General features: G+C 60.2%; 16 protein-coding genes. All 16 read left to right on the forward strand.

The genetic code is table 11. The features are described 5' to 3' along the window. The first annotated feature begins 120 nt into the window (after positions 1-120). Complete coding sequence (gene rpoB, locus BKX93_RS16505) at positions 121-4,293, forward strand: DNA-directed RNA polymerase subunit beta (RefSeq protein ID WP_046158921.1); 4,173 nt, start codon at positions 121-123, stop codon at positions 4,291-4,293. 57 nt (positions 4,294-4,350) lie between these two features. Next, complete coding sequence (rpoC, locus tag BKX93_RS16510) at positions 4,351-8,541, forward strand: DNA-directed RNA polymerase subunit beta' (RefSeq protein ID WP_046158920.1); 4,191 nt, start codon at positions 4,351-4,353, stop codon at positions 8,539-8,541. A gap of 164 nt (positions 8,542-8,705) precedes the next feature. Then, on the forward strand, positions 8,706-9,077 hold the full coding sequence (gene rpsL, locus BKX93_RS16515) for a 30S ribosomal protein S12 (RefSeq protein ID WP_011137738.1): 372 nt from the start codon (positions 8,706-8,708) through the stop codon (positions 9,075-9,077). A 111-nt stretch (positions 9,078-9,188) separates the two neighbouring features. Beyond that, positions 9,189-9,659: a 30S ribosomal protein S7 gene (gene rpsG, locus BKX93_RS16520; protein WP_021479140.1), complete on the forward strand. Its 471-nt coding sequence runs from the start codon at positions 9,189-9,191 to the stop codon at positions 9,657-9,659. Between the two features lie 28 nt (positions 9,660-9,687). Next, complete coding sequence (gene fusA / locus BKX93_RS16525) at positions 9,688-11,787, forward strand: elongation factor G (protein WP_021479141.1); 2,100 nt, start codon at positions 9,688-9,690, stop codon at positions 11,785-11,787. A gap of 72 nt (positions 11,788-11,859) precedes the next feature. Then, entirely contained in the window at positions 11,860-13,050 is a 1,191-nt protein-coding gene (tuf, locus tag BKX93_RS16530; RefSeq protein WP_046166914.1) for an elongation factor Tu, read from the forward strand. Positions 13,051-13,068: 18 nt separating this feature from the next. Continuing rightward, the gene (rpsJ, locus tag BKX93_RS16535) at positions 13,069-13,380 is read left to right on the forward strand and encodes a 30S ribosomal protein S10 (RefSeq protein WP_011137734.1); all 312 of its coding nucleotides are present in this window, start codon (positions 13,069-13,071) and stop codon (positions 13,378-13,380) included. Positions 13,381-13,538: 158 nt separating this feature from the next. Further along, positions 13,539-14,183, forward strand: a complete 645-nt coding sequence (gene rplC, locus BKX93_RS16540) for a 50S ribosomal protein L3 (RefSeq protein ID WP_021478354.1) — start codon at positions 13,539-13,541, stop codon at positions 14,181-14,183. After that, positions 14,183-14,803, forward strand: coding sequence for a 50S ribosomal protein L4 (rplD, locus tag BKX93_RS16545; RefSeq protein ID WP_011137732.1), 621 nt, complete (start codon positions 14,183-14,185; stop codon positions 14,801-14,803). The genes rplC and rplD overlap by 1 nt, the downstream gene beginning before the upstream one ends. Further along, positions 14,800-15,108 carry a 50S ribosomal protein L23 gene (rplW, locus tag BKX93_RS16550; protein WP_021478355.1) on the forward strand — a complete coding sequence of 103 codons (309 nt, stop codon included), beginning with the start codon at positions 14,800-14,802 and terminating at the stop codon, positions 15,106-15,108. Before rplD ends, rplW begins: the two co-directional genes overlap by 4 nt. 11 nt (positions 15,109-15,119) lie before the next feature. Further along, entirely contained in the window at positions 15,120-15,953 is an 834-nt protein-coding gene (rplB, locus tag BKX93_RS24100) for a 50S ribosomal protein L2 (protein WP_021478356.1), read from the forward strand. A 6-nt stretch (positions 15,954-15,959) separates the two neighbouring features. Beyond that, on the forward strand, positions 15,960-16,238 hold the full coding sequence (gene rpsS / locus BKX93_RS24105; protein ID WP_011137729.1) for a 30S ribosomal protein S19: 279 nt from the start codon (positions 15,960-15,962) through the stop codon (positions 16,236-16,238). A gap of 9 nt (positions 16,239-16,247) precedes the next feature. Next, positions 16,248-16,577 (forward strand): 50S ribosomal protein L22, encoded by a 330-nt coding sequence (rplV, locus tag BKX93_RS16560; RefSeq protein ID WP_021478358.1) that lies wholly within the window; start codon positions 16,248-16,250, stop codon positions 16,575-16,577. Between the two features lie 10 nt (positions 16,578-16,587). Continuing rightward, positions 16,588-17,289 carry a 30S ribosomal protein S3 gene (gene rpsC, locus BKX93_RS16565; RefSeq protein ID WP_021478359.1) on the forward strand — a complete coding sequence of 234 codons (702 nt, stop codon included), beginning with the start codon at positions 16,588-16,590 and terminating at the stop codon, positions 17,287-17,289. Continuing rightward, positions 17,273-17,689, forward strand: coding sequence for a 50S ribosomal protein L16 (gene rplP, locus BKX93_RS16570; protein WP_011137726.1), 417 nt, complete (start codon positions 17,273-17,275; stop codon positions 17,687-17,689). Before rpsC ends, rplP begins: the two co-directional genes overlap by 17 nt. After that, positions 17,689-17,877, forward strand: a complete 189-nt coding sequence (gene rpmC, locus BKX93_RS16575; protein WP_021478360.1) for a 50S ribosomal protein L29 — start codon at positions 17,689-17,691, stop codon at positions 17,875-17,877. Before rplP ends, rpmC begins: the two co-directional genes overlap by 1 nt.

Below are 17,877 nucleotides of genomic sequence, written 5' to 3' on the forward strand. Positions count from 1 at the left end.
AAATCCGCCAGCCTTATTGCGCTTGTAGTTGGCGGAAACGAAGAAGGTAAAAGCCAGCAATATACTAGGCGTGGCTGCTGACTTTTAGTTTCTTGCGCCACCCACCTCGATGGAGACTCTATGAGTTATTCGTTTACTGAGAAGAAACGTATTCGTAAGAGCTTTGCGAAACGTACCAGTGTTCTCGACGTCCCCTTCCTGTTGGCGACCCAGATTGATTCCTACACCGAATTTCTCCAGCTGGGCAAGCCGCTGGATGAGCGCAAGGATGTGGGTCTTCAGGCTGCGTTCAAGTCGATCTTCCCGATCGTCAGCCACAACGGCTACGCTAAGCTCGACTTTGCCCATTATATTCTGGGCGAGCCTCCGTTCGACGTGCAGGAGTGTCAGCTGCGCGGCATCACGTTTGCGGCGCCGCTGCGCGCGCGCATTCGCCTGACCATTTTCGACAAAGAGTCTTCCAAGCCGGTGGTGAAGGAAGTGCGCGAGAACGAAGTCTACATGGGCGAGATTCCGCTCATGACCGGCAACGGCTCCTTCATCATCAACGGCACCGAGCGCGTCATCGTCTCCCAGCTGCATCGCTCCCCGGGCGTGTTCTTCGAGCACGACCGCGGCAAGACGCACTCGTCCGGCAAGCTGCTGTTCTCCGCCCGCGTGATTCCTTACCGCGGCTCCTGGCTGGACTTCGAGTTCGATCCGAAAGACCTGCTGTACTTCCGTATCGACCGTCGCCGCAAGATGCCGGTGACCATCCTGCTGAAGGCGCTGGGCTACAGCAACGAAGAAATCCTGTCCGAGTTCTACAGTTTCGACACCTTCTACCTGACCAAGTCCGGCGTGTTCATGCGCGTGGTTCCGGATCGTCTGAAGGGCGAGGTGGCCAAGTTCGACATCGTGGCCGCCGACGGCAAGCTGATCGTAGCCAAGGACAAGCGCATCACCGCCAAGCACATCCGCGACATCCAGACCGCCGAGCTGGACCGCATTGAAGTGCCGGCCGACGCGCTGCTGGGCAAGATGCTGGCGCATAACGTCGTCAACCAGAACACAGGCGAAGTGATCGCCCGCGCCAACGAGGAAGTGACCGAGGAAGTGCTGGCCAAGCTGGCGCTGGCGGAAATCAACCAGGTCGACGTGCTGTTCACCAACGATCTGGATCAGGGCGCTTACATCTCGCAGACCCTGCGCACCGACGACATCCAGGATCGGCTGCAAGCCCGCGTGGCGATCTACCGCATGATGCGCCCGGGCGAGCCGCCGACCGAAGACGCGGTGGAAGCGCTGTTCCAGCGCCTGTTCTTCAGCGAGGAAACCTACGATCTGTCGCGCGTGGGCCGGATGAAGTTCAGCTCCCGCACCTATCAGTACAAGTTCGACGACAAGACCCCGGAGTGGTTCAAGTCGCTGATCGGCGACAAGTTCGCGCCGCGCCGCGACGTGATGGAAGGCACGCTGTCCACTGAAGACATCGTGTCCGTGATCGCCATCCTGACCGAGCTGCGCAATGGCCGCGGCGAAGTGGACGACATCGATCACCTGGGCAACCGTCGCGTGCGTTCGGTGGGCGAATTGGCCGAAAACCAGTTCCGCGCCGGTCTGGTGCGCGTCGAGCGCGCGGTCAAGGAACGCCTGAACCAGGCAGAGTCCGACAACCTGATGCCGCACGACCTGATCAACGCCAAGCCGGTGTCCGCCGCGATCAAGGAATTCTTCGGTTCCTCGCAGCTGTCGCAGTTCATGGACCAGACCAACCCGCTGTCGGAAATCACCCACAAACGCCGCGTATCGGCTCTTGGCCCGGGCGGTCTGACCCGCGAGCGCGCAGGCTTCGAAGTGCGCGACGTGCACCCGACCCACTACGGCCGCGTGTGCCCGATCGAAACGCCTGAAGGTCCGAACATCGGCCTGATCAACTCGCTGTCCGTGTTCGCGCGCACCAACGAGTTCGGCTTCCTGGAAACGCCGTACCGCAAGGTGGTGGACAGCAAGGTCACCAACGAGATCGACTATCTGTCCGCGATCGAGGAAGGCCGCTACGTGATCGCTCAGGCCAACGCCGAGCTGAGCAAGGACGGCACGCTGATCGACGAGCTGGTGACCTGCCGCGAGAAGGGCGAAACCATTCTGGCGACCCCGGACCGCGTGCAGTACATGGACGTGGCCACCGGCCAGGTGGTGTCCGTGGCGGCTTCGCTGATTCCGTTCCTGGAGCACGATGACGCCAACCGCGCCTTGATGGGCGCCAACATGCAACGCCAGGCCGTACCGTGCCTGCGTCCGGAAAAAGCCTTCGTCGGCACCGGCATCGAACGCTCGGTGGCGGTTGACTCCGGCACCACCGTTGTCGCCCGTCGCGGCGGCGTGGTGGACTATGTCGACGCCGGCCGCGTGGTGGTCCGCGTCAACGATGAAGAAGCGACCGCTGGCGAAGTGGGCGTGGACATCTACAACCTGACCAAGTTCACCCGTTCCAACCAGAACACCAACATCAACCAGCGTCCGATCGTGAAAGTGGGCGACCACATCGCGCGCGGCGACGTGGTGGCCGACGGCGCCTCCACCGACCTGGGCGAGCTGGCGCTGGGTCAGAACATGACCATCGCGTTCATGCCGTGGAACGGCTACAACTACGAAGACTCGATCCTGATCTCGGAGAAGCTGGTCGCCGAAGACCGCTACACCTCGATCCACATCGAAGAGCTGTCCGTGGTTGCCCGCGACACCAAGCTGGGACCGGAAGAAATCACCCGGGACATCCCGAACCTGTCCGAACGCATGGCAGGCCGCCTGGATGAGTCCGGCATCGTCTACATCGGCGCGGAAGTCGAAGCCGGCGACGTGCTGGTGGGCAAAGTGACGCCGAAGGGCGAAACCCAGCTGACTCCGGAAGAGAAGCTGCTGCGCGCGATCTTCGGCGAGAAGGCCTCCGACGTGAAGGATACGTCCCTGCGCGTGCCGACCGGCACCGTGGGCACCGTGATCGACGTGCAGGTATTCACCCGCGAAGGCATCGAGCGCGACAAGCGCGCCCAGTCCATCATCGACGTGGAGCTGAAGCGCTATCGCCTGGACCTGAACGACCAGCTGCGTATTTTCGACAACGACGCCTTCAGCCGTATCGAACGCCTGATCGTCGGCAAGGCCGCCAACGGCGGTCCGAAGCGTCTGGCCAAGGGCACCGTGATCGATCAGGAATACCTGACCGGCCTGCCGACCAAGCACGACTGGTTCGACATCCGCATGGCTGACGAGGACATCGCCAAGCAGCTGGAGCTGATCAAGGAAAGCCTGGCGCAGAAGCGCGAAGAATTCGACCTCAAGTTCGAAGACAAGAAGCGCAAACTGACCCAGGGCGACGAGCTGCCGCCGGGCGTGCAGAAGATGGTCAAGGTTTACCTGGCCGTCAAGCGCCGCCTGCAGGCGGGCGACAAGATGGCCGGCCGCCACGGCAACAAGGGTGTGGTCTCCCGCATCCTGCCGGTGGAGGACATGCCGTACATGGGCGATGGCCGCCCGGTCGACATCGTGCTGAACCCGCTGGGCGTACCGTCGCGTATGAACATCGGCCAGATTCTGGAAGTGCATCTGGGTTGGGCCGCCAAGGGTATCGGCGAGCGCGTCAACCGCATGATCAAGGAGCAGTCCGCTGCCGAGATCCGTGCTTATCTGGAGCGCATCTATAACGAAACCGGCAAGCCGGAGGAAATCGCCGCGCTGTCCGACGCCGAGGTGTTGCAGCTGGCGCAGAACCTGAGCAAGGGCATGACCTTCGCCACGCCGGTATTCGACGGCGCCAAGGAAGCCGAGATCAAGCACATGCTGGATCTGGCCTACCCGAACGGCGACGCGCTGACCGAGCAGATGGGCTTCAACGAATCCAAGACCCAGATGACCCTGTTCGACGGCCGCTCCGGCGAAGCCTTCGACCGCAAGGTCACCGTGGGCGTGATGCACTATCTGAAGCTGCATCACCTGGTCGACGACAAGATGCACGCCCGTTCCACTGGCCCGTACTCGCTGGTGACCCAGCAGCCGCTGGGCGGCAAGGCCCAGTTCGGCGGCCAGCGCTTCGGTGAGATGGAGGTGTGGGCGCTTGAAGCTTACGGCGCCGCCTACACGCTGCAGGAAATGCTGACCGTGAAGTCTGACGATGTGACCGGCCGTACCAAGGTCTACGAGAACATCGTCAAGGGCGAGCACAAGATCGACGCCGGCATGCCGGAATCCTTCAATGTATTGGTGAAGGAAATCCGCTCGCTGGGCCTCGACATGGACCTGGAACGTTTTTGATTGGGTAATAGGGCGCGGCGGAAAGCCGCCGCGCCTGTCCCCTGAACTGGAGACGCAATGAAAGCTTTGCTCGATCTCTTTAAGCAAGTTACGCAAGAAGAAGAGTTTGATGCGATCAAGATCGGCATCGCCTCGCCTGACAAGATCCGTTCCTGGTCTTATGGCGAAGTCAAGAAGCCGGAAACGATCAACTACCGCACCTTCAAGCCGGAGCGCGATGGCCTGTTCTGCGCCCGCATCTTCGGGCCGGTGAAGGATTACGAGTGCTTGTGCGGCAAGTACAAGCGCCTGAAGCATCGCGGCGTGATCTGCGAGAAGTGCGGCGTCGAAGTGACGCTGTCCAAGGTGCGCCGCGAGCGCATGGGCCACATCGAACTGGCCAGCCCGACCGCGCACATCTGGTTCCTGAAGTCGCTGCCGTCGCGTCTGGGCATGGTGCTGGACATGACGCTGCGCGACATCGAGCGCGTGCTGTACTTCGAAGCGTTCGTGGTGACCGATCCGGGCATGACCCCGATGCAGTACCGCCAGCTCTTGACCGAAGAGGACTTCCTGGACAAGGAAGACCAGTACGGCGAAGAGTTCGTCGCGATGATGGGCGCCGAAGCCGTCAAGGAGCTGCTGAAGAAGCTGGACCTGGACAGCGAAATCGAAGGCCTGCGCCGCGAGCTGGAAACCACCAACTCCGACACCAAGATCAAGAAGATCGCCAAGCGCCTGAAGGTGCTGGAGGCGTTCCAGCGTTCCGGCATGAAGCCGGAATGGATGATCCTGGAAGTGCTGCCGGTGCTGCCGCCGGAGCTGCGTCCGCTGGTGCCGCTGGATGGCGGCCGCTTCGCGACCTCCGACCTGAACGACCTGTACCGCCGCGTCATCAACCGTAACAACCGTCTGAAGCGCCTGCTGGAACTGCGCGCGCCGGACATCATCGTGCGCAACGAAAAGCGCATGCTGCAGGAATCGGTTGACTCGCTGCTGGACAACGGCCGTCGCGGCAAGGCGATGACCGGCGCCAACAAGCGCCCGCTGAAGTCGCTGGCCGACATGATCAAGGGCAAGGGCGGTCGTTTCCGTCAGAACTTGCTGGGCAAGCGCGTCGACTACTCCGGCCGTTCCGTGATCACCGTGGGCCCGACCCTGCGCCTGCACCAGTGCGGCCTGCCGAAGAAGATGGCGCTGGAACTGTTCAAGCCGTTCATCTTCCACAAGCTGGAAGTGATGGGCCTGGCGTCCACCATCAAGGCGGCCAAGAAACTGGTCGAGCAGGAAGTGCCGGAAGTCTGGGACATCCTGGAAGAAGTGATCCGCGAGCATCCGGTTCTGCTGAACCGCGCGCCGACGCTGCACCGCCTGGGCATCCAGGCGTTCGAGCCGGTGCTGATCGAAGGCAAGGCGATCCAGCTGCACCCGCTGGTTTGCGCGGCGTTCAACGCCGACTTCGACGGTGACCAAATGGCCGTCCACGTGCCGCTGTCGCTGGAAGCGCAAATGGAAGCCCGCACCCTGATGCTGGCCACCAACAACGTGCTGTCCCCGGCCAACGGCGAGCCTATCATCGTGCCGTCGCAGGATATCGTGCTGGGTCTGTACTACATGACCCGCGACAAGGTGAACGGCAAGGGCGAAGGCATGGTGTTCGCCGACACCAAGGAAGTGCATCGCGCCTACGAAACCCGTCAGGTCGAGCTGGCCACCCGCATCACCGTCCGCCTGAAGGAATGGGAAAAGGACGAGCAGGGCGAGTTCCAGCCGGTGATCAAGCGTTACGACACCACCGTCGGCCGCGCGATCCTGTCCGACATCCTGCCGAAGGGCCTGCCGTTCGAGCACATCAACAAGGCGCTGAAGAAGAAAGAAATCTCGAAACTGATCAACGTTTCGTTCCGTCGTTGCGGCATCCGCGACACGGTGATCTTCGCCGACCAGCTGATGTACACCGGTTTCGCCTATTCCACCCGCGGCGGCATCTCCATCTGCGTGGACGACATGCAGATCCCGGCCAAGAAAGTTGACCTGCTGGGCGAGGCCAACAAGGAAGTCAAGGAGATCGAGGAGCAGTACCGCCAAGGTCTGGTGACTCAGGGCGAACGCTACAACAAGGTAGTGGACATCTGGGGCCGCACCGGCGACAAGATCGCCAAGGCGATGATGGACGAGCTGTCCAAGCAGAAGGTGCTGGACCGCGAAGGCAAGGAGGTCGATCAGGAATCCTTCAACTCCATTTACATGATGGCCGACTCGGGCGCGCGGGGTTCCGCAGCCCAGATCAAGCAGCTGGCCGGCATGCGGGGTCTGATGGCGAAGCCGGACGGCTCGATTATCGAGACGCCGATTACCGCCAACTTCCGCGAAGGCCTGACCGTACTCCAGTACTTCATCTCGACTCACGGCGCCCGTAAGGGTCTGGCGGATACGGCGCTGAAGACCGCCAACTCCGGTTACCTGACCCGTCGTCTGGTCGACGTGACCCAGGATCTGGTGGTGATCGAGGACGATTGCGGCACCAGCAACGGCTTCACCATGAAGGCCGTGCTGCAGGGCGGCGACGTGATCGAAGCGCTGCGCGACCGCATCCTCGGCCGCGTGACCGCGGTCGACGTGGTGGATCCGTCCTCCGGCGAGACCGTGATCGAAGCGGGCACGCTGATGGACGAGCAGATGGTGGACCTGGTCGACAGCCTCGGCATCGACGAAGTCAAGGTTCGCACCGCGATCACTTGCGACACTCGCTACGGCCTGTGCGCGAAGTGCTACGGTCGCGACCTGGCGCGCGGCAAGCGCGTCAACGCCGGCGAAGCCGTGGGCGTGATCGCCGCTCAGTCGATCGGCGAACCGGGCACCCAGCTGACCATGCGTACCTTCCACATCGGTGGCGCGGCGTCGCGAAACGCGGCCGCCAGCCAGGTGGAAGGCAAGTCCAACGGCACCGTGCGCTTCTCCAGCCAGATGCGCTACGTGGCCAATACCAAGGGCGAGCTGATCGTCATCACCCGCTCCGGCGAAGTGGTGATCCACGACGACATGGGCCGCGAGCGCGAACGCCACAAGGTGCCGTACGGCGCGACCCTGATGGTGACAGACGGTCTGGTGATCAAGGCTGGCGCTGTATTGGCCACTTGGGATCCGCACACCCGTCCGATCATCACCGAGTACGCTGGCCGCGTGAAGTTCGAGAACGTGGAAGAGGGCAACACCGTAGCCAAGCAGACCGACGAAGTGACCGGCCTGTCGACACTGGTGGTCATCGACCCGAAACGCCGCGCCGGTTCGCAGTCGAAGATGCTGCGTCCGTTGGTGAAGCTGCTCGACGACAACGGCAACGAAGTGAAGCTGGCCGGCTCCGACGCGTCGGTGTCGATCACCTTCCAGGTGGGCGCCATCATCACGGTGCGCGACGGCCAGGACGTGGGCAAGGGCGAAGTGCTGGCCCGCATCCCGCAGGAATCGTCGAAGACCCGCGACATTACCGGTGGTCTGCCGCGCGTGGCCGAGCTGTTCGAAGCCCGTTCGCCGAAGGATGCCGGCATGCTGGCCGAGGTGACCGGCACCGTTTCGTTCGGCAAGGACACCAAGGGCAAGCAGCGCCTGATCATCACCGACCTGGAAGGCAGCGGTTACGAAAACCTGATTCCTAAGGACAAGCACGTGCTGGTCCACGACGGTCAGGTGGTGAACCGCGGCGAATCCATCGTCGACGGTCCGGTCGATCCGCACGATATCCTGCGTCTGCAGGGCATCGAGGCGCTGGCCCGCTACATCGTCCAGGAAGTGCAGGAGGTGTATCGTCTGCAGGGCGTGAAGATCAACGACAAGCACATCGAGGTGATCATTCGCCAGATGCTGCGTCGCGTCGTGATCTCCGACAGCGGCGACACCGAGTTCATCCAGGGCGAGCAGGTGGAGCGCGCCGACGTGCTGGAAATGAACGACAAGATGATGGCCGAGAACAAGGAGCCGGCGCAGTACGAAAACGTGCTGCTGGGCATCACCAAGGCCTCGCTGTCGACCGACTCGTTCATCTCCGCGGCTTCCTTCCAGGAAACCACGCGCGTGCTGACCGAAGCGGCCATCATGGGCAAGCGCGACGATCTGCGCGGTCTGAAGGAAAACGTGATCGTCGGCCGTCTGATTCCGGCCGGTACCGGTCTCGCTTACCATCGCACCCGCCGCCGCCAGAACCTGGGCCTGGATGCAGCCGATTCGATGTTGTTCGACTCGGCTCCGGCTGCGCTGGAAAGCGGCGACTAACACCGGCCTGACGGCCAAGTGTTGAAAAAACGCTGCTCCATCAACGGTTAACGTTGGCGGGGCGGCGTTTTTTATTTGACGCTGGGCCGTTGACTAAAATATAATCCTCCGTCCTTTCTGGAGGCGTGTTGTCTTCGGGAAGAATCAACTAGGAACTGATAGTAATGCCAACCATTAACCAACTCGTTCGCAAGGGCCGCGTCGCCATCACGGCGAAGAGCAAGGTGCCTGCGCTGGAAGCCTGCCCGCAGAAGCGTGGCGTGTGCACCCGTGTTTACACCACCACTCCGAAGAAGCCGAACTCGGCTCTGCGTAAAGTGTGCAAGGTTCGTCTGACCAACGGTTTCGAAGTCATTTCGTACATCGGCGGTGAAGGCCACAACCTGCAGGAACACTCGGTTGTGCTGATTCGCGGCGGTCGTGTGAAAGACTTGCCGGGTGTGCGTTACCACACCGTGCGCGGTTCCCTGGATACCGCCGGCGTTAAAGACCGTAAGCAAGCTCGCTCCAAGTACGGCGCCAAGCGTCCCAAGTAATCGGGATGTTTTGAAGGCGGCCTGATCAATCCTCAGGATCGTCTAGTAAGTGACTGCTCCGCTGGGTAGTCATGAGCGAATAGAGCTCAACTGAATATTTAAGGAAGTAACATGCCACGTCGCAGAGAAGTCCCCAAGCGTGAAATTCTGCCGGATCCGAAATTCGGTTCCCAAGACCTGTCCAAGTTCATGAACGTTGTCATGATCGATGGCAAGAAGTCTGTTGCTGAACGCATCATCTACGGTGCTCTGGAACAGATCGAAAAGAAATCCGGCAAGAACGCTCTCGAAGTGTTCAATGCCGCGCTGTCCAACGCCAAGCCGGTGGTGGAAGTGAAGAGCCGCCGCGTCGGTGGTGCCAACTATCAAGTTCCTGTTGAAGTACGTCCGTCCCGTCGTATGGCCCTGGCCATGCGTTGGCTGCGTGACGCTGCGCGCAAGCGCGGCGAAAAGTCCATGGACCTGCGCCTGGCTGGTGAATTGCTCGATGCGGCCGAAGGTCGTGGCGGCGCAATGAAGAAGCGTGACGAAGTGCATCGCATGGCAGAAGCCAACAAGGCCTTCTCGCACTTCCGCTTCTAAGCTCACCCACTTAATCAAGGTGTAGATCGTGGCACGGAAAACCCCCCTCGAGCGCTACCGTAATATCGGTATCTCCGCTCACATTGACGCCGGTAAGACTACTACTACCGAGCGTATTCTGTTTTACACCGGTGTGAACCACAAGATCGGTGAAGTGCATGATGGCGCGGCCACCATGGACTGGATGGAGCAGGAGCAGGAACGTGGCATCACCATCACTTCCGCTGCTACCACCACCTATTGGAAAGGCATGGCCCTGCAGTACCCGGCCCACCATTTCAATATCATCGACACCCCGGGGCACGTGGACTTTACCATCGAGGTAGAGCGTTCCATGCGTGTTCTGGACGGCGCCGTGATGGTTTACTGCGCTGTGGGCGGCGTTCAGCCCCAGTCGGAAACCGTATGGCGTCAGGCCAACAAGTACAAGGTTCCGCGCATCGCGTTCGTGAACAAGATGGACCGTCAAGGCGCCAACTTCTTCCGCGCGGTCGAGCAGGTGAAAACCCGCCTGCGCGGCAACCCGGTGCCCATCGTGGTGCCGATCGGCGCTGAAGACAACTTCACCGGCGTGGTCGATCTGCTGAAGATGAAGGCCATCATCTGGGATGAAGCGTCTCAGGGCATGAAGTTCGAATACGGCGATATCCCGGCAGACCTGGTTTCCGTTGCCGAAGAATGGCGCGAGAAGATGGTTGAAGCCGCCGCCGAAGTCAGCGACGAAATGATGGACAAGTACTTGGGTGGCGAAACGCTGACCGAGGAAGAAATCATCGCCGGTCTGCGCGAGCGTACCCTGAAGTGCGAAATCCAGCCGATGCTGTGCGGCTCCGCGTTCAAGAACAAGGGTGTTCAGCGCATGCTGGACGCCGTGATCGAACTGCTGCCGAGCCCGCTCGACGTTCCCCCGGTTCCGGGCGAGAACGAAGACGGCACGCCGACCACTCGCGAAGCTTCCGACAGCGCATCGTTCTCCGCGCTGGCGTTCAAGCTGATGAACGACCCGTACGTGGGCCAGCTGACCTTCTTCCGCGTCTACTCCGGCGTGGTGAAGTCCGGCGACACCGTGCTGAACTCGGTCAAGGGCAAGAAAGAGCGTATCGGCCGTATCGTGCAGATGCACGCCAACGACCGTAAAGAGATCGAAGAAGTGCACGCCGGCGACATCGCCGCTGCCATCGGCCTGAAGGAAGTCACCACTGGTGAAACCCTGTGCGCCATCGATGCTCCGCTGATTCTGGAACGCATGGAGTTCCCGGAGCCGGTGATTCACGTCGCCGTCGAGCCGAAGACCAAGGCCGACCAGGAGAAGATGGGCGTGGCCCTGAACCGCCTGGCGAAGGAGGATCCGTCGTTCCGCGTGCGTACCGACGAAGAATCCGGCCAGACCATCATTTCCGGCATGGGCGAACTGCACCTGGAAATTCTGGTTGACCGCATGAAGCGCGAATTCGGCGTTGAAGCCAACGTCGGCGCGCCGCAAGTGGCCTACCGTGAAACCATCACCAAGACGGTTACCGACGTTGACGGCAAGCACGTCAAGCAGTCCGGCGGTAAGGGTCAGTACGGCCATGCGGTCATCACCCTGGAGCCGTCCGGCGAGGGTAATGGCTACAAGTTCGTCGACGAGATCAAGGGTGGCGTGATTCCGCGTGAATTCATTCCGTCCGTGGACAAGGGTATTCAAAACACTCTGTCCAGCGGTATTCTCGCCGGCTTCCCGGTGGTTGACGTCACTGTGCGTCTGACCTTCGGTTCCTACCACGACGTCGACTCCTCGCAGATCGCGTTCGAACTGGCTGGCTCCATGGCATTCAAGGAAGCCATGCGCCGCGCCGGTCCGTGCATTCTCGAGCCGATGATGGCCGTGGAAGTGGAGACTCCGGAAGAGTACATGGGCGACGTCATGGGTGACTTGAACCGCCGCCGCGGCATGGTTCAGGGCATGGACGACGACGGTTTGGGCGGCAAGATCATCAAGGCAGAAGTACCGCTGGCTGAGATGTTCGGCTACTCCACCGATCTGCGTTCGGCAACCCAGGGTCGTGCGACCTACTCGATGGAGTTCAAGCACTACTCCGAGGCTCCGAAGCACGTCGCTGAAGCCGTAATGGCCGCCAGGAAGTAATGCGCGCTGAGGCTGGCCGGGCCGACCCGGCCAGTCCCGATCTAATGTTCTTTAATTAAGGATTTTTGCAAAATGGCAAAAGAAAAGTTTGAGCGGACCAAACCGCACGTAAACGTAGGCACCATCGGTCACGTGGACCACGGTAAGACCACCCTGACCGCCGCTATCACCACCATTCTGTCCAAGAAGTTCGGTGGCGAAGCCAAGGACTACTCCCAGATCGACAGCGCGCCGGAAGAGAAGGCTCGTGGTATCACCATCAATACCGCGCACGTTGAATACGAAACCGAAGCCCGCCACTACGCTCACGTAGACTGCCCGGGCCACGCCGACTATGTGAAGAACATGATCACCGGCGCGGCTCAGATGGACGGCGCGATCCTGGTTTGCTCGGCCGCTGACGGTCCGATGCCGCAAACCCGCGAACACATCCTGCTGTCCCGCCAGGTTGGCGTGCCGTACATCATCGTCTACCTGAACAAGGCTGACCTGGTTGACGACGCCGAGCTGCTGGAACTGGTGGAAATGGAAGTGCGCGATCTGCTGTCTTCCTACGACTTCCCGGGCGACGACACCCCGATCGTGACCGGCTCCGCTCGTCTGGCGCTGGAAGGCGACCAGTCCGAAATGGGCGAACCGTCGATCTTCCGCCTGGCCGCTGCTCTGGATTCCTACATCCCGACTCCGGAACGCGCCGTTGACAAGCCGTTCCTGCTGCCGATCGAAGACGTGTTCTCGATCTCCGGCCGCGGCACCGTGGTGACCGGTCGCGTTGAGCGCGGCATCGTGAAAGTCGGCGAAGAGCTGGAAATCGTGGGCCTGAAGGCTACCGTGAAGACCACCTGCACCGGCGTGGAAATGTTCCGCAAGCTGCTGGACCAGGGTCAGGCCGGCGACAACGTTGGCGTGCTGCTGCGCGGCACCAAGCGTGAAGACGTGGAGCGTGGCCAGGTTCTGGCTAAGCCGGGTTCCATCACCCCGCACACCGACTTCGCAGCTTCCGTGTACGTTCTGTCCAAGGATGAGGGCGGCCGTCACACCCCGTTCTTCGCGAACTACCGTCCGCAGTTCTACTTCCGCACCACCGACGTGACCGGCGCAGTTAGCCTGGCCGAAGGCGTGGAAATGGTAATGCCGGGCGACAACGTGGAAATCACCGTTGCTCTGATCGCTCCGATCGCGATGGAAGAAGGTCTGCGCTTCGCTATCCGCGAAGGCGGCCGCACCGTCGGCGCCGGCGTCGTTGCCAAAATCATCAAGTAACGGAAGCGGAGATTTCTCATGTCTAGCCAAAAGATCCGCATCCGCCTGAAGGCGTTCGATTACAATCTGATCGACCGTTCCGCTCAGGAAATCGTTGAAACCGCCAAGCGCACCGGCGCCGTTGTCAAAGGCCCGGTTCCGCTGCCGACCAAAATCGAGCGCTTCAACGTTCTGCGTTCCCCGCACGTGAACAAGACTTCCCGCGACCAGCTGGAAATCCGCACTCACCTGCGTCTGATGGACATCGTAGACCCGACCGACAAGACTGTTGATGCTCTGATGAAGCTCGACCTGCCGGCCGGTGTGGATGTGGAAATCAAGCTGCAGTAATCGCTTAAGTTCAAGGGTTTGCGAGCTAAGTGCTTGCGATTCTTGAATTTTCTGTGATACATTACCGGACTCGCCATTTTGGCGAGTCCGTTTTTGTTTTTTATGTCGTGTTTTTTATGCCGGTCAATCGCAATCGGCGCCTGAAAAAGGAAATAAACATGAGTTTAGGTCTTGTCGGTCGCAAAGTCGGCATGACCCGCATTTTTGCCGAAGATGGCGCAACCATCCCGGTAACTGTGCTGGACATGTCCTCCAACCGCGTCACGCAAATCAAAACCGCTGAAACCGACGGCTACACTGCCGTTCAGGTTACCTATGGCTCCAAGAAGGCCAATCGTGTCAACAAGGCTACTGCCGGTCACTTCGCCAAAGCTGGCGTGGAAGCTGGTCTGGGTCTGGCTGAGTTCGCTCTGTCCGCCGACGCGCTGTCCAACTTCAAGCCGGGCGACGCTATCGCTGTCGAAATCTTCACCGTTGGTCAACTGGTTGATGTAACCGGCACCTCGAAGGGTAAGGGTTTCTCCGGCGTGATCAAGCGCCACAACTTCTCTTCCAACCGTGCTTCGCACGGTAACTCGCGTTCGCACAATACGCCGGGTTCCATCGGTCAAGCTCAAGATCCGGGTCGCGTTTTCCCGGGTAAGCGCATGGCTGGTCAATACGGCAACGTGAAGAGCACTGTTCAGTGCCTCGAGATCGTTCGTGTCGATGCCGAGCGTCAGCTGATCCTGGTCAAGGGCGCAGTCCCGGGTGCCAAGAACGGCGACGTCGTCGTGCGTCCTAGCGTGAAAGCGGGTGCGTGATGGAATTGAATGTAATCAATACCCAAGGCAAGGCTGTTGGCAGCCTGCAAGTGTCCGACGCTCTGTTCGGCCGCGAATACAACGAAGCTCTGGTGCATCAGGTTGTGACCGCGTTCCTGGCGAACGCGCGCAGCGGCAACCGCGCCCAGCTGACTCGTGCTGAAGTGAAGCACTCGACCAAGAAGCCGTTCCGTCAGAAGGGCACTGGTAACGCTCGTGCCGGTATGACCTCTACCCCGAACCGTCGTGGTGGTGGCCGTGCCTTCCCGAACAAGCCGGACGAGAACTTCACTCAGAAGGTTAACCGCAAGATGTACCGTGCGGGCATCGCGACCATCCTGTCGCAGCTGGTGCGTGACGAACGCCTGATCGTGGTTGACGACCTGTCGGTTGCCAGCCCGAAGACCAAGGAATTCGTCGGCGCCGTTCAGCCGATGGGTCTGGAGCAGGCTCTGTTCATCACCAATGAACTGAGCGAAAACCTCTATCTCTCTTCGCGTAACCTGCCGAACATGCTGGTTATCGAAGCGGTTCAGGCTGACCCGTACAGCCTGCTGCGCTTCAAGAAGACCGTGATCACCCGCGACGCCGTGAAGCAACTGGAGGAGCAGTGGGCATGAACCAAGAACGTCTGTTGCAAGTAATCCTTGCGCCCATCGTTTCCGAGAAGAGCACCATGATCGCTGAGAAAAACCAGCAAGTGGCGTTCCGTGTTGCTACCAACGCAACCAAGCCGGAAATCAAGGCCGCCGTGGAAATGCTGTTCAACGTAAAAGTTGACGGCGTGTCCACTGTGAACGTCAAGGGCAAGGTTAAGCGTTTCGGCCGCAGCACGGGTCGTCGCAGTGACTGGAAAAAGGCCTATGTTAGCCTGGTCGAGGGTCAAGAACTTGACCTGACCGCTAGCCCGGCCGCGGCGGAGTAAGGAGATAGAGCATGCCTATCGTTAAGGTAAAACCGACTTCCGCGGGCCGCCGTGCCGTTGTCAAGGTGGTACACCCTGACCTGCACAAAGGTGCTCCGCACGCAGCCCTGGTTGAGAAGAAAAACTCGACCGGCGGCCGTAACAACAATGGCCACATCACTACGCGTCATCGTGGTGGCGGCCATAAGAAGCACTACCGTCTGATCGACTTCCGTCGCAACAAGGATGGCATCCCGGCGAAAGTGGAACGCATCGAATACGATCCGAACCGCACCGCCCACATCGCCCTGTTGTGCTACGCCGATGGCGAACGCCGCTACATCGTCGCTCCGCGCGGCGTGAAAGTTGGCGCCGTGCTGCTGTCCGGCTCCGAGGCTCCGATCAAGGCCGGTAACGCTCTGCCGATCCGCAACATCCCGGTGGGTACCACTATCCACTGCGTGGAAATGCAACCCGGCAAGGGCGCTCAGATGGTTCGTTCCGCTGGCGCTTCTGCAATGCTGCTGGCTCGCGAAGGCGTGTACGCTCAACTGCGTCTGCGCTCTGGCGAGATCCGCCTGGTGCACGTCGATTGCCGTGCGACCGTTGGTGAAGTGGGTAACGAAGAGCACTCCCTGCGCAAGCTGGGTAAGGCTGGCGCTTCCCGTTGGCGCGGTGTTCGCCCGACCGTTCGCGGTACGGCGATGAACCCGATCGACCACCCGCACGGTGGTGGTGAAGGCCGCACTGGCGAAGGCCGCGTGCCGGTTAGCCCGTGGGGCACTCCGGCCAAGGGCTTCCGTACCCGTCGCAACAAGCGTACCGACAACATGATCGTACGCCGTCGCTATTCCACCAAAGGGTAATTGACAATGGCACGTTCGCAGAAAAAAGGCCCGTTCGTTGACCTGCATCTCCTGAAGAAGGTAGATGCGGTACGGGCAACCAGCGACAAGCGTCCGATCAAGACCTGGTCGCGTCGTTCGACCATCCTGCCGGACTTTATTGGTCTGACCATCGCTGTGCACAACGGTCGCACTCACGTTCCGGTTTATGTTTCTGAAAACATGGTCGGCCACAAACTGGGTGAATTCTCTCTGACTCGTACCTTCAAAGGCCATGCTGCCGACAAGAAGGCGAAGAAGAAGTAAGGTGAAGCGATGAGAGTATCTGCAAATCTGAAAAGTGTTCGCCTTTCGGCTCAAAAGTGCCGTCTGGTAGCCGATCTGGTCCGCGGTCAGTCCGTGGCCCAGGCGCTGAATATCCTGGCCTTCTCCCCGAAGAAGGGCGCGGTAATCATCAAGAAAGTGCTGGAATCTGCAATCGCTAACGCCGAGCACAACGAAGGCGCTGACATCGACACCCTGCGTGTCACCAGCATCTTTGTTGACAAGGGCGCTAGTCTGAAGCGTTTCACTGCCCGTGCTAAGGGTCGTGGCAATCGCATCGAAAAGCAGACCTGCCACATTTCCTTGACCGTTGGCAATTAAGGGGTAAGAAATGGGTCAGAAGATTCATCCGACGGGATTCCGTCTTGCCGTTAACAAAAACTGGTCTTCCAAGTGGTTCGCGTCTTCGCAGAACTTCCCGGAAATGCTGAAACAGGATATCGAAGTTCGCGCATTCCTGAAGAAGCGTCTGGGTCACGCTTCGGTTGGCCGCGTAACCATCGAGCGTCCGGCCAAGTCCGCCCGCATCACCATTCACAGCGCCCGTCCGGGCGTCGTGATCGGCAAGAAGGGCGAAGACATTGAAGTTCTGAAGCAAGAACTGCAAAAGCGCCTGGGCGTACCGGTCCACGTGAACATCGAAGAAGTTCGCAAGCCGGAACTGGACGCGCAAATCATCGCCGACGGCATCGCTTCCCAGCTGGAGAAGCGCGTGATGTTCCGTCGCGCCATGAAGCGCGCCATGCAAAACGCCATGCGTCTGGGTGCTGAAGGCATCAAGATCATGTCGTCCGGCCGTCTGAACGGCATCGACATCGCTCGTAGCGAATGGTACCGCGAAGGCCGCGTGCCGCTGCATACCCTGCGCGCCGATGTGGACTACGCCACCTCCGAAGCCAAGACCACCTACGGCATCATCGGCATCAAGGTATGGGTGTACAAAGGCGAGCTGAAGCCGGGCCAAGTTGTGGCCGCGCCGGCAGCTCCCGAGAAGAAAATGAGAAAGGGTGCCCGCAATGCTGCAGCCAACTAGACTCAAGTACCGTAAACAGCACAAAGGCCGTAACACCGGTATCGCCACTCGTGGCAACAAGGTGAGCTTTGGTGATTTCGGTCTGAAGGCTATTGGTCGTGGTCGTCTGACCGCGCGTCAGATCGAAGCTGCGCGTCGTGCGATGACCCGTCACATCAAGCGTGGCGGCCGCATCTGGATCCGTATCTTCCCGGACAAGCCGATCACCTCCAAGCCTGCCGAAGTCCGTATGGGCGGGGGCAAGGGCTCTCCGGAGTACTACGTGGCTGAAATTCAGCCTGGCAAGATGCTGTACGAAATGGATGGCGTATCCGAGGAACTCGCTCGCGAAGCTTTCCGTCTGGCCGCCGCCAAGCTGCCGATCGCCACTGTGTTCGTAACCAAACAGGTAGGTCAGTAATGAAAGCGTCCGAACTGAAAGCCAAAACTGTTGACGAGCTGAAGGTGGAACTGCTGAGCCTGCTGAAGGCCCAGTTTGCGCTGCGCATGCAGCACGCTACTCAGCAACTCGCCAAGACCTCTGAACTGAAGAAAGTGCGTCGCGACATTGCTCGTGTGCGTACCGTTCTGAAAGAAAAGGCAGTTTAA

The organism is Chromobacterium vaccinii, from assembly GCF_001855275.1.
GTDB classification, from domain to species: Bacteria; Pseudomonadota; Gammaproteobacteria; order Burkholderiales; family Chromobacteriaceae; genus Chromobacterium; species Chromobacterium vaccinii.